Source organism: Parundibacterium terreum (assembly GCF_014636315.1).
GTDB lineage: Bacteria > Pseudomonadota > Gammaproteobacteria > Burkholderiales > Burkholderiaceae_D > Undibacterium > Undibacterium terreum.
In genome coordinates, this window is the sequence record NZ_BMED01000001.1 from 1,887,835 (window position 1) to 1,900,744 (window position 12,910).

The window sequence follows — 12,910 nt, forward strand, 5'->3', positions numbered from 1 at the left end:
ATGAGTGATAAAAAAGCCCCCGTCACGCGCAATCCCTGGGACAGCCTGCGCCGTTTCACCGCAGCCCGCATTGCCCTGGGCAGGGCCGGCATCAGTTTGCCAAGCGCGACGCAACTGGACTTCCAGTTGGCACATGCAAAGGCGCGCGACGCCGTGCATCTGGCGCTGGACATTCCATCGCTGCAACGGGATATCAATGCATCCATCAATAGCAATAGCCCCTGCCTGGTACTGCATAGCGCAGCCGCCGATCGCGGCGTTTACCTGCAACGCCCCGATCTGGGTCGTATGCTGGATAGCGCCTCCCGGAAAATCCTTGAAAATGCAAAATCTGTCTCAGCAGATCGCCGCTATGACGTCGCCTTTGTCATCGCCGATGGACTGTCTGCCCTCGCCATCGCACAGCATGCTGCGCCTCTGCTCCATACGGTATGGGAAAGGATGGCGAAGGAAAATTGGTCTATCGCACCGGTTTGCATCGTCCAGCAAGGCCGGGTCGCCATTGGCGACGAAGTCGGCGAATTGCTAGGCGCAAGAATGGTGGTCGTGCTGATAGGTGAAAGGCCGGGTCTGAGTTCGCCAGACAGCATGGGACTGTACCTGACCTGGGCCCCACGCAACGGACTCACCGATGCCAGCCGCAATTGCATTTCCAATGTACGGCCGGAAGGACTGCGCTATGAAGATGCTGCGGACAAGCTGTTCTATCTGATGTCGCAATCGTTCGCACGGCAATTGTCCGGGGTAGAACTGAAGGATGACGCTGCAGATGCCCCGGCACTGCTGGCAGCCGAATCCAGGAATTTCCTCCTGGAATAATTTTCCAGATTTTCATTTTGTGCGGGCTTATTGGCCTCGCATGAAAAATTTTAACCTCTCATGCTATGGGCCAACTTACGTTTACGTAAACGTCAATTAGTATGCTATTCTAGATTTAACAGGTGCGCTGCCCATCATCTTGGGCAGCGTTAAACGGGAAAGCGGTTCATGCCGGAGTAGTTCAATCCGGCACCAAGCCCCTGCTGCCTCCGCAACGGTATGTGAGTGCGGTTACATCATCACGCCACTGGTTCATGCATGGACTGGGAAGGCGATGTAACAAGACTTGCAAGCCCGGATACCGGCCTGTTGATCATCAGGAAAACATTGCGGAAGGCCATGTTTGAACGGAAGCGGCTCGCGTGCCACACGCAGGCGATGCTTCGTTCTCTCAATGCCTGGCATAGTTTCCCCGAGGTCTGCTTGCGTACGGAAGGTGCGCAAGGGGTGTCTGACACCCATGGCCGGAACTGCCTTGCCCCTGACATCACCATCTGGTCGAGGCCGTTCCGTTTTCAGGCAAAGGCTTTACCCGCAAGCTGCGAGCAACAGACTCGCCTCGGGTAGCGCCGTCCGTACAGGAGACGCATCATGCAGCAAGGCTCTAATTCTTCCTCCCCATCCACTTCGTCCATCCCCACCGTCAAACTGCTGATCAACGGCCAGTTGCTCGAATCCAAAAGCGAACAATGGCGCAGCATCATCAACCCCGCCACCCAGAAAGTGATTGCCCGCGTACCCTTCGCCACTCCGGAAGAAATGCAGTTGGCGGTCGCCAGTGCGAAGCAGGCCTTCAGCACCTGGCGCAAGACGGCGATAGGCGCACGCGCGCGCATCTTCCTGAAATACCAGCAACTGATACGCGAGAACATGCAGGAACTGGCCGCCATCCTGACTGCAGAACAAGGCAAGACGCTGGCAGACGCCGAAGGTGATATTTTCCGCGGACTGGAAGTAGTAGAGCATGCAGCCAATATCGGCAGCCTGCAAATGGGCGAATTAGCCAGCAACGTGGCCAGCGGAGTCGATACCTACTCCATCAACCAGCCGCTGGGCGTGTGTGCCGGCATCACTCCATTCAATTTCCCGGCAATGATACCGTTGTGGATGTTTCCGATGGCGATCGCTTGCGGCAACACCTTCATTCTGAAACCTTCGGAGCAGGACCCGATGGTGACGATGCGGCTGGCGGAACTGGCGATACAGGCCGGTATCCCGGCCGGCGTGCTGAACGTCGTGCATGGCGGCGAAGAGATCGTGAATGCGATTTGCGATCATCCGGATATCAAGGCAGTGTCCTTCGTCGGCTCGACCCGGGTCGGCACCCACGTGTATAAGCGCGCCACATTGGCAGGCAAACGCGCGCAATGCATGATGGGCGCAAAAAACCACGCCATCGTCTTGCCGGATGCAAACAAGGAACAGACCTTGAATAACCTGGCTGGCGCAGCGTTCGGTGCAGCAGGCCAGCGCTGCATGGCCCTGTCGGTAGTGATAATGGTCGGCGAAGCCCAGGCCTGGATACCGGAGCTGCTGGACAAGGCACGCTCGCTGCAGGTAAACGCCGGTGTTGAACCGAATACAGATATCGGCCCCGTCATTTCCAGCCAGGCCAAGGCCAGGGTCACAGGCCTGATAGAGCAAGGCGTGCGGGAGGGAGCGCAACTGGTGCTGGACGGCCGCAACCCGCAGGTTGCCGGCTACGAGGAAGGCAATTTTGTCGGCCCCACCGTGTTCACCGGTGTGCAGGCCGGCATGCGCATCTATGAAGAAGAAATATTCGGGCCCGTGCTGTGCGTGATGCACGCAGATAGCCTGCAGGAAGCAATCGCCATCATCAACGCCAACCCGAATGGCAATGGCACCGCGCTGTTCACGCAATCCGGCGCTGCCGCCCGCACCTTTGAAGAGGACATCGATGTCGGCCAGATCGGTATCAACGTGCCTATTCCCGTGCCCGTACCGCTGTTCTCGTTTACCGGTTCACGTGCATCCAAGCTGGGTGATCTGGGCCCGTATGGCAAGCAGGTTATTGCCTTCTATACGCAGACCAAGACCATCACTGCACGCTGGTTTGACGACAGCACAACATCCGGCAAGGTCAATACGACAATCAACCTGAAATAGGCGGGCACCATGGACTTCGAATTGAATGAAGACCAGCGCGCCTACCAGCAATCTGCCAGGGATTTTGCTACCCATGAAATGGCGGCCAAGGCGGCCCACTGGGATGCGGAATCCATCTTCCCGCTGGACGTCATCGCCCATGCGGGAGAACTCGGCTTTTGCGGCATATATGTGCCGCAGGATGCCGGCGGGCTGGGATTGTCGCGACTGGATGCAGTAATAGTGTTTGAAGAACTGGCACGCGCCTGTCCTTCGACCGCTGCCTATATCACGATACACAATATGGCGACCTGGATGATAGCGCAATGGGCAACACCGGAAGTGCGCAACACCTGGGTTGAGCAACTGGCATCCGGCAAGAAGCTGGCATCGTATTGCCTGACCGAGGCCGGCGCCGGCTCCGACGCCGCATCGCTGACCACATCGGCAACGCTGAACGGTGATGAGTACATCATCAATGGCGCCAAGGCATTCATCTCCGGCGCAGGAGCCACTAAGGTGCTGGTAGTGATGGCACGCAGCGGCGCGGCAGGCTCCGCTGGCATCTCTGCCTTTGCGGTGCCGGCAGACCTGCCCGGCATCAGCTATGGCCGCAAGGAAGACAAGATGGGTTGGAACAGCCAGCCGACCCGCACCATCAGCTTTGACAAGGTACGCATCCCGCGCTCCCATCTGCTGGGCCAGGAAGGCGAAGGCTTTCGCATGGCAATGCGTGGCCTGGACGGCGGCCGCATCAATATCGCCACCTGCTCCATAGGTGCAGCGCAATCTGCGCTGAACAGCGCACAGACCTATATGAATGAGCGCATGCAGTTCAAGCAGCGCCTGTCCGATTTCCAGGCACTGCAGTTCAAGCTGGCCGATATGCAGACCGAGCTGGTGGCGGCACGCCAGATGGTCAGGCTGGCAGCAACCAAGCTGGACATGCAGGCACCCAATGCCTCCGTGTACTGCGCGATGGCCAAAAGGCTCGCCACCGATACCGGCTTCACCGTCTGCAACGAAGCGCTGCAGATCCACGGCGGCTACGGCTATATCCGCGAGTATCCGCTGGAGCGCTACCTGCGGGACGTGCGCGTGCACCAGATCCTGGAAGGTACCAATGAAATCATGCGCGTCATCGTCGCGCGCCACCTTCTCAACCAGTCACCCAGCGAGGAATTCCTATGACAAGCAGCTATACCAACCTGCAACTTGAAATCACCGGCAACACCGCGCTGGTGACGATCAGCAATCCACCTGCCAATACCTGGACCCTGGCCGGACTGAAAGACATGGTCAGGCTGGTGGACGACCTGAATGCCAGGCCGGATATCTACAGCCTGGTGCTGACCGGCGCCGGCGCAAAATTCTTTTCCGCCGGCGCGGATTTGAAACTGTTCGCCGACGGCGATGTGGCCGTGGCCACCGAAATGGCACGCCGCTTTGGCGAAGCATTTGAAGCACTGTCGCGCTTTCGCGGCGTATCCATTGCCGCGATTAACGGCTATGCGATGGGCGGCGGACTGGAGTGCGCGCTGGCCTGCGATCTGCGCATCGCTGAAACACAGGCGCAACTGGCGCTGCCGGAAGCTGCCGTCGGCCTGCTGCCTTGCGCTGGCGGCACACAAAACCTGGCCTGGCTAGTCGGTGAAGGCTGGGCCAAGCGAATGATACTGTGCGGCGAACGCATCAATGCCGAGACGGCACTACGCATAGGCCTGGTGGAAGAAGTCGTCGCCACCGGCACCGTCGTCGAACGCGCGCTGGCACTGGCAAAGCAGGTTGCTAAACAAAGCCCGACCAGCGTCAAGGCCTGCAAGCAATTGATACAGGGCGCCCGCAACCAGCCCATGGCCAGCATGCTACCGCCGGAACGCGAGGCCTTCATCAAGTTATTCGACAGCGCCGATCAGAAGGAAGGCGTCAACGCTTTCCTGGAAAAGCGCGCACCGGTATGGAGGAATGCATGAACACAACAGCCTCCCCGGTCTTGTTTGAGACACTGGCCGCCGGCAACGGCAAGAAGCTGGGATTAGCCACACTCAACGCGGAAAAGACCCTGAATGCATTATCCATGGACATGGTTGAGTTGCTGGCGCAGCAACTAACAGAGTGGCGGGATGATGCAAGCATCGCCCTGGTCGTACTGCAGGCCAGCGGAGAAAAAGCTTTTTGCGCCGGCGGCGATTTGCAAAATCTTTACCAGTCCATGCTGGAGCATCATGCCTCGTCAGAAAAAAACAATGTCCTAGGCAATCCCTATGCATTGCGTTTTTTTGAGGAAGAGTACCGGCTGGATTACCTAATCCACACCTACCGCAAACCCATACTGTGCTGGGGACATGGCATCGTCATGGGCGGAGGAATAGGCCTGATGGCAGGCGCCAGTCACCGCGTCGTCACGGAAAAATCAAGGCTGGCGATGCCGGAAATTGCGATAGGCCTGTATCCCGATGTAGGCGGGAGCTGGTTCCTGAACCGCATGCCGGGCAAGCTCGGCCTGTTCCTGGCGCTGACCGGGGCATCCATCAATGCATCGGACGCCTGCTTCGTGAAGCTGGCGGACTATCAGCTGCACCATGCAGAAAAACCCCGGCTAATCAGTTCGCTGCGAGCGCAAGACTGGAGCGAAAACGATGAAGAAAACCACAAGCTATTGAGTACTACTCTGGAAGCCGCGCAGCAGCACTCAGCCTTTGAAGCTGGTCCGCTGCGGCAGCATTTTGACCTGATCAATCAGCTTTGTGCAGGCGCCAGGCTGGAAGATATTGTCGCGCAAATTACCGGCTTGCAAAGCGAGGATGCGTGGCTGCAAAAAGCCGTTGCCGCATTAACAAAGGGAAGCCCCGGCTCCGCCTTCATAGCACATGCGTTGCAGTCAGGCTGCAAGCACCTGTCATTGGCGGAAGTTTTCCGGCTGGAGCTGGGGGTATCGCTGGCATGTGCTGCCGGATCGGATTTTGCAGAAGGCATCAGGGCGCTCATCATAGACAAGGACATGCAGCCGAGATGGAACCCGGCGCAACTGCTGGATATCCCTGAGGATTTTGAACAGCAGTTTTTTAACAGTCCATGGGATGCGGCATCGCATCCACTCAGGGATCTGGCCGCCTGCCCAGCACCGGACAAACGCCTGGCGGCATAAAATCAAATACGAAAATAAGGAGACAAAAAATGCAAAATAACACGCAGCATAAAACTCAGCAGCATATCGCCTTCATAGGGCTGGGAAACATGGGTGCGCCCATGGCGCTAAACCTGCTGAAGCAAGCTTATACATTAAAGGTGTTCGACCTGTCGGCAGCAGCGATGAAGCTGCTGGCAGATGCAGGTGCGCAGGCGGTTGAGTCGGCACAGCAGGCTGTCGCCGGCGCGGATATAGTGATTTCCATGCTGCCGGCCAGCCGCCATGTAGAAGGCCTGTATCTCGGTGAGCAAGGCATATTGCCGCAGATTGCAGATGGCGCCCTCATCATAGATTGCAGTACGATCGCCGCACAGACCTCACAAAAAATGGCGCAGGCAGCGCAAGCGCGCGGGCTGAGCATGATAGACGCACCGGTATCCGGCGGCACCGGCGGCGCGCAGGCCGGCACCCTGACTTTTATCGTCGGCGGTGATGCCGCCAGCCTGGAACGTGCACGGCCAGTTCTGAACGCCATGGGCAAGAATATTTTCCATGCGGGCACACACGGCGCAGGCCAGACTGCAAAAATCTGCAACAACATGCTGCTGGGCATACTGATGGCAGGTACTGCGGAGGCCCTGGCTCTGGGCGCGGCCAACGGTCTCGATCCCAAGGTCTTGTCCGACATCATGAGCAAGAGTTCGGGCCGCAACTGGGCGCTGGAATTATACAATCCCTATCCTGGAGTGATGGATAATGTACCGGCCTCCCGCAACTACCAGGGCGGCTTCGGTGTGGACCTGATGCACAAGGATCTGGGGCTGGCGGCTGAAGCCGCACTGGCGTCCCAGGCAGCGACGCCTATGGGCGAGCTGGTACGCAATCTGTACGGCATGCATAGCAAGGCCGGTGCCGGCGGCAAAGACTTTTCCAGCATATTGGAGTTGCTGCGGAAGTAGCACTGAGTGACCCTGAGTCACCCTCAGTCACACTAATGCACACTAACCGGCCAGCTCCATAAAAAACGGCACGCAGCTTTTTCGCTGCGTGCCGTTTTCCTGCCATTTTCCTTTATCGCGCAACTCCATCAGTCCAGCGGTGCAGTCCGGTATTTGTTCACATCGGATGGCGAAACCATCGGCGCCTGGTTACCCCAACTATTGCGGATGTAAGATACCACCGCGGCAACCTCATCGTCACTGAGCTTGGGTCCGAACGGCGGCATGCCATAGGGACGAGGGTTACCAGCGGTTGCCGGGGCAAACCCGCCCGCCAGCACCATGCGTATAGGATTGGCCACCGACGAAGTCATCAACTTGTGATTCGCCTTCAATGGCGGATAAACTTGCGCAACCCCTTCGCCTCCGGCCTGGTGGCAATCCATGCAGTGTGTCTTGTACAGGCTCGCACCGGCTTTCAACACTGCTTCGTTGCTCAGTTGTTCTGCCTGGCTGACATTTTTCCCCATGATGAAGTCAACGGTGCTTTTCAGGAAGGCCGGCATGATTTCCTTGTCGGCGGGATCGGTTCTCTTTTGCGGCAAGCTTTTCAGGTACACGGACATCGCATTGATATCGGCATCAGTCAGATGCTGCAGGCTTTGTGCAACCACTTCCGCCATGGGGCCGGTCACTGAGCCGGTGGTAGTTGCACCGGTTTTCAGCAAATCATTAACGTGCGAGGTTTGCCAGCGGCCCAGCCCTACTTCATTCTCGGAAGTAAGCGACGGCGCATACCATTCCTGCCCGCTCAGGATGCCGCCACCGAGCAGGGTTTCGTTGATGCTGGCGCCCAGCGCATTGCGGCTGGTATGGCAGGCGCTGCAATGGCCCAGGCCCTGCACCAGATAGGCGCCGCGATTCCAGTCTGCTGTCTGCGCAGTATCCTGCTGATAGACCTCGGGACTGAAGTACAGGGCCCGCCAGATACCTAGCAGAGCACGCTGGTTATACGGGAAGCGCAGGTCATGCGGCTGGTTAGCCTGCTCGGCGGCGGGGATAGACTGCAGATAGGCAAACAGGGCATCGGAATCGGCGCGCGTGATCCTGGTGTAGTTGGGATATGGAAAAGCCGGATACAGCATGCTGCCGTCTCTGGACTTGCCTGCGTGGATGGACTGCCAGAAATTTTCTTCGGTCCAGCTACCTATGCCTGTCTTTTTGTCCGGTGTGATGTTGGGTGTATAGAAATTCCCGAACGGCGTTTGTATGCTGCGGCCGCCGGCGTAGGCGGGGGCACCGCGCAAGGTATGGCAACCCATGCAGTTACCGGCACGCGCCAGATAAGCGCCGCGCGCAACAAGTTCGGCATGTGTCGGAGAACCGCTGCGGCCATTATCGGCAGCAGGCCCGCCATGCTCGTTGCCCAGCATATAACCGTAGAAACCCATGGCGATCAGCACAATCACCACAAATAGCAGCAGCCAGGATAGCGGAATCAGCAAACGTTTCATGAAAATATATCCTATTGTGGAGCACTGCCGCAGACCAGGGGCCTGCTGGAATAGACATTGGCACCGGCGGCACCGGCGAGCGGGGCAATGACATCGCTGGGCATGGGCTGGGATGCCAGCCAGGCCGACACGGCTCCTATGTCTTGCGGCGACAAGGCCTTGGCGATCTGGGCCATGCAGTCAGGCGCATGCGCGTGCCTGGCTCCCGTTTGCCAGGCCCCCAGTTGCCCCACGACGTAATCACGCGGCAAGCCAAGCAGGCCGGGGATAAACGGAGCGATACCGGTCATCTTGTCGCCATGGCAGGCAACACAGGCCGGCAATTTTTTACTGCTATCACCGCTTTGCACCAGTTGGCGGCCGCGCTCCAGTATGGACTGGTCCGATTGTGCTGCTTGCGGCGCGGGATAGGGAGGGTGCTGGCTGGAAAAAAATTCCGCCATTTCCCGCAGGTAGGCATCCGGCATCTGGCCCACCATATAGGTCATCAAAGGATATTTGCGCTTGCCGTCGCGAAAATTCTTCAACTGATTGAACAGGTAGCCTTCTGGCTTGCCCGCAATCCGCGGATAGTAACCGTCACTGGCCGCCCTGCCCTCCTTGCCGTGGCAAGCGGTACATGCAGCCAGGCGTTGCGCGATGGTATCCGGCACGACGGTCTGCTGATTTGCTGCAGGTGTGCCTTCCGCTTTGGGGGTGCCTGTCGTGCTTGGGTTGCTTGCCGTGGCGGTTGCAGCCGCCTGTCCGGCGGCCCCTGCCTGCATGGCAACACCGGACAATAAAACCGCAACTGCCATCATCAGAGGCGCTAGGCGGGACGAACTGGCGAGCATGCGGCAGGCAGCGGTTTGCAAGCTGAATAGCAAAAGATTATTCATAGTCATCCAGGCAAGGGAGGTACAGATGACGCAGCTTAGCGCCATCCCCGGCTAAAGAACAGAATCAGAATTTAAATAAAATACCATATCAGTTTTCAAAGACAGTAAAACTGATACGTAATTATTCCGCGCTTTCTGCTTCTTATAAAACTGATGTGTATGCACCATACTGGCTCTAACAGCATAGAAGGAGCACATCATGAAATCAACCGACAAGCTTGCCGTTAATACTACACCAAGTCCAAAACAACTGATCTTTGCAGTGCTTTGGAGCTTTTTCGGCGTGCGCAAGATGGCCAACCTGACCCAGGATATGCGCAGCTTGAAACCGCAGTGGCTGATCCTGACTGCAGTCATTGCCGCAGCAAGCTTCATTAGCCTGCTACTGGTGCTGGTAAAACTTGCGATTTCCGTGCTGGCAGCCTGAGACCTTCTCTGACGCATAAAAGGCCGCATGAATATCCCAGCTACAGCGCAGTTAAAAATTAAACAAAATTGTAGATATCAGTTAATTCTGACAGAATAAGGCTTCAACCGTAGAAAATGGATATGAAGCGCTACGAATTACTGGCGGAAGACATTACCGGCATGATCAGCACCGGCGTGCTGCGGCCCGGTGACCGTGTGCCCTCTGTGCGCCAGTTGCATGAGAGCCGGGGTCTCAGCGCGTCAACAGTCTTCCAGGCCTACTACCTGCTGGAGTCGCGCGGGCTGATCACCAGCAAGCCGCGCTCCGGCTACTATGTCAAAGCCAGGCTGGCGCATTTACCGCCGGAACCCGACATCTCGCGGCCGGATAGCAACTCGACCCAGGTTGACGTCAGCGAACTGGTCTTCGAAGTGCTGGATAGCCTCAAGACGCCGGATATTGTTCCGCTGGGTTCGGCCTTTCCCAGTCCACTGCTCTTCCCCCTGAAAAAATTGTCGTTATGCCTGTCGTCCAGCATGCGCAATCTTGATCCCCGCCATACGGTAGCCGATCTGCCGCCGGGCAATGCGTCCCTGCGCCGGCAGATCGCCTTGCGCTACCTGATAGACGGCGTGCACATTCCCACCGACGAAATCGTCGTCACCAATGGCGCGCTGGAAGCATTGAATCTCTGCCTGCAGGCGGTGACCCGCCCGGGCGATACGGTGGTACTGGAATCTCCCACTTTTTACGCGGCGCTGCAGGCACTGGAAAGACTGGGCCTGAAAGCTGTGGAAGTGCCCACCCATCCGCGTGACGGCATGGATCTGGACGCGCTGGAGCAGGTGCTGCTAAGACATCAGCCCAAAGCCTGCTGGCTGATGAGCAATTTCCAGAATCCTCTTGGCAGCACCATGCCTGCGGATAAAAAACGCAGGCTGGTGGAAATGCTGGCCGAGCACCAAATACCTCTGATAGAAGATGACGTGTACGGAGAGCTGTACCTGGGCCCCAAGAGGCCAGTGCCCAGCAAGACTTTTGACACTCAAGGCCTGGTGATGCATTGCAGCTCTTTTTCCAAATGCCTCGCGCCGGGCTACCGCGTGGGCTGGGTCGCTGCAGGACGTTTCTCACGCGATGTGGAAAGATTGAAGTTGATGACCACGCTGTCTGCAGCAGTGCCTTCGCAGATGGCACTGGCAGAATATCTGGGCCAGGGCGGGTACGACAGACACCTGCGGCAATTGCGGCAGGCACTGTCTGTGCAACAAAACCTGATGATGCAGGCGCTGGGCAAGCACTTCCCCACAGGTACCCGTTTTACGCAGCCGGGGGGAGGTTATTTTTTGTGGGTAGTCTTGCCGCCGGGCATAGACGCACTGATGCTGCACAGGATAGCGCTACATCAGGGCATCAGCATCGCACCGGGTCCGATTTTTTCGGCAAAAAGGGAATTCAATAATTGCATACGGCTAAACTACGGCCATCCCTGGGATCAGCGGATTGAACAAGCCATAGAGACCCTGGGGCAAATTGCCAGATCCCTGCTGCCACGCTGAAGCATCCAGTACAGGCTGATCAGCCTGCCCGGCTAGGCGCTTGCGCGCACCAGAAACTCTATGCCGACTTCGCGCCAGCACTCGATCTCTTTCTGCAGCCAGTAAGCAACCGTAGGATGCAAACTGACCCAGTCCTGCTTGATTTCCAGCTCTATCTTGTTCTTCATCTTCAGGCGTATATCTGCATAGTCCAACTCCACGCGCGAGTGCATGAAGGTCACTGACAGACGCAGCGCCAGCACCGCCTTGGCAAAATCCAAATCAGCCAGGATATCGCTGATTTTCCGCAAATTGCCTTTTTGGCTAAGGATCAGCGCACTCATCACCCTCTGCTCACGCGTGGTAAAGCCTGCCATGTCGGCATTCTCTATCATGTAGGCGCCGTGCTTGTGATAGCCGGTTTGCGACACCACCATGCCGACTTCGTGCAGCAAGGCGCTCCAATACAGGTGGCGGGCATACAGGTCGCTGGAAGGCTTCAATTGCGTATACAGCGATCGCACCATATCCGCCACGCGGTTGGCGCGCGCGGTATCGGTATGGAAGCGGGCGACAACACTATTTACAGCCAGTTCGCGCCGGTCGCGCTTGGTAGAACGCAGGTACAAGTCCCACATCACCCCCATGCGCAAGCCCGCCTCTATGGGATTCAGTACCTCGATATTAAATTCCTGCATCAGGCCGATCAGTATCGCCAGCCCGCCTACCACCATCGCCACCCGCTCAGATTTAATGCCTGATAATTGCAACTGGCTGATCTGCCCTGTCTGTATGCAATACTGCTTCAGTGTTTCCAGGCTGTCCTGCGTAATGCGGCCGTCACCCAGGCTGTTCTTCGCAATCGCATCCGAGATCGCGCGTATCGTACCGGATGAGCCATAAGCGGAACGCCAGTGCTGCGGCTGATACGGCGGCGCCGCATCCTCGAATTGAGAGCGCGCAGACAGGATAGCCGCATCAAATGCCTCTTCCGTCATGACGCCATCGGGAAAGAAGCCGGAGCTATGCCTGACCGTGCCTATGCTGAAGGACTCGACCTTGACGATTTCATGGCCCCGCCCGAGTATCACCTCGGTAGAGCCGCCACCTATATCCAGCACCAGGCGCCGCTCGCCGGGAATCGCAATCGCATTCGACACGCCCAGGTAGATCAAACGGCCTTCTTCTTCACCGGAAATGACTTCGATAGGATGACCTATCGCAGCCTCTGCCGCGGGTAGCAAATCTGCCGCATTTTTTGCGATACGTATGGTATTGGTGGCGACGACGCGCACGGCATCGATGGGATAGGCGTCCAGTATCACTTTGAAGCGAGCCAGACAATCGACGGCTTTTTGCATCGCATCTTTGGACAGATTGCCTTTGCTGTCCAAACCTGCGGCCAGGCGGATAGGATCGCGCGCGCTCTTCACGACACGGATGACATCGCCCTCATGGCGGCCTATATGCAAACGAAAACTATTGGAGCCCAGATCTACCGCAGCAAACATGCTATGTAATCCCAGAAAAACGTTATGCAATGCAAGTGATGATGTCGGCAAAAAGAGCCGCGAAAAC

At 57.4% G+C, this 12,910-nt stretch carries 11 protein-coding genes and 1 riboswitch; of the genes, 8 read left to right on the forward strand and 3 right to left on the reverse strand.

The window, feature by feature from the left end; all coding sequences use genetic code 11:
* The 6 genes from eutC to mmsB all read left to right on the forward strand — a co-directional run bounded on the left by eutC (position 1) and on the right by mmsB (position 7,014).
* On the forward strand, positions 1–819 hold the full coding sequence (eutC, locus tag IEW12_RS08805; RefSeq protein ID WP_188565528.1) for an ethanolamine ammonia-lyase subunit EutC: 819 nt from the start codon (positions 1–3) through the stop codon (positions 817–819).
* Between the two features lie 103 nt (positions 820–922).
* Positions 923–1,143, forward strand: a riboswitch (cobalamin riboswitch).
* 267 nt (positions 1,144–1,410) lie between these two features.
* Positions 1,411–2,946, forward strand: a complete 1,536-nt coding sequence (locus tag IEW12_RS08810; protein ID WP_188565529.1) for a CoA-acylating methylmalonate-semialdehyde dehydrogenase — start codon at positions 1,411–1,413, stop codon at positions 2,944–2,946.
* Positions 2,947–2,955: 9 nt separating this feature from the next.
* Positions 2,956–4,116 carry an acyl-CoA dehydrogenase family protein gene (locus tag IEW12_RS08815; RefSeq protein WP_188565530.1) on the forward strand — a complete coding sequence of 387 codons (1,161 nt, stop codon included), beginning with the start codon at positions 2,956–2,958 and terminating at the stop codon, positions 4,114–4,116.
* Positions 4,113–4,898, forward strand: a complete 786-nt coding sequence (locus IEW12_RS08820) for an enoyl-CoA hydratase (RefSeq protein ID WP_188565531.1) — start codon at positions 4,113–4,115, stop codon at positions 4,896–4,898. Before IEW12_RS08815 ends, IEW12_RS08820 begins: the two co-directional genes overlap by 4 nt.
* Positions 4,895–6,073 (forward strand): enoyl-CoA hydratase/isomerase family protein, encoded by a 1,179-nt coding sequence (locus IEW12_RS08825; protein WP_188565532.1) that lies wholly within the window; start codon positions 4,895–4,897, stop codon positions 6,071–6,073. Before IEW12_RS08820 ends, IEW12_RS08825 begins: the two co-directional genes overlap by 4 nt.
* Positions 6,074–6,102: 29 nt before the next feature.
* Positions 6,103–7,014 carry a 3-hydroxyisobutyrate dehydrogenase gene (gene mmsB / locus IEW12_RS08830; RefSeq protein WP_188565533.1) on the forward strand — a complete coding sequence of 304 codons (912 nt, stop codon included), beginning with the start codon at positions 6,103–6,105 and terminating at the stop codon, positions 7,012–7,014.
* A 128-nt stretch (positions 7,015–7,142) separates the two neighbouring features.
* Here the strand turns inward: mmsB and IEW12_RS08835 are convergent, their stop codons facing one another.
* Positions 7,143–8,507, reverse strand: coding sequence for a cytochrome c (locus IEW12_RS08835; RefSeq protein WP_188565534.1), 1,365 nt, complete (start codon positions 8,505–8,507; stop codon positions 7,143–7,145).
* A gap of 11 nt (positions 8,508–8,518) precedes the next feature.
* The gene (locus tag IEW12_RS08840) at positions 8,519–9,304 is read right to left on the reverse strand and encodes a c-type cytochrome (RefSeq protein WP_503826889.1); all 786 of its coding nucleotides are present in this window, start codon (positions 9,302–9,304) and stop codon (positions 8,519–8,521) included.
* Positions 9,305–9,584: 280 nt separating this feature from the next.
* Here IEW12_RS08840 and IEW12_RS08845 point away from each other — a divergent pair, with 280 nt between their 5' ends.
* Together IEW12_RS08845 and IEW12_RS08850 are read left to right on the forward strand one after the other, a co-directional pair.
* Positions 9,585–9,812: a DUF2970 domain-containing protein gene (locus IEW12_RS08845; protein ID WP_188565535.1), complete on the forward strand. Its 228-nt coding sequence runs from the start codon at positions 9,585–9,587 to the stop codon at positions 9,810–9,812.
* A gap of 122 nt (positions 9,813–9,934) precedes the next feature.
* Positions 9,935–11,353, forward strand: a complete 1,419-nt coding sequence (locus IEW12_RS08850; protein ID WP_188565536.1) for an aminotransferase-like domain-containing protein — start codon at positions 9,935–9,937, stop codon at positions 11,351–11,353.
* Positions 11,354–11,385: 32 nt separating this feature from the next.
* On the opposite strand, the gene IEW12_RS08855 is transcribed toward IEW12_RS08850, so the two are convergent.
* Positions 11,386–12,843 carry a Ppx/GppA phosphatase family protein gene (locus tag IEW12_RS08855; RefSeq protein ID WP_188565537.1) on the reverse strand — a complete coding sequence of 486 codons (1,458 nt, stop codon included), beginning with the start codon at positions 12,841–12,843 and terminating at the stop codon, positions 11,386–11,388.
* Between the last annotated feature and the right edge of the window lie 67 nt (positions 12,844–12,910).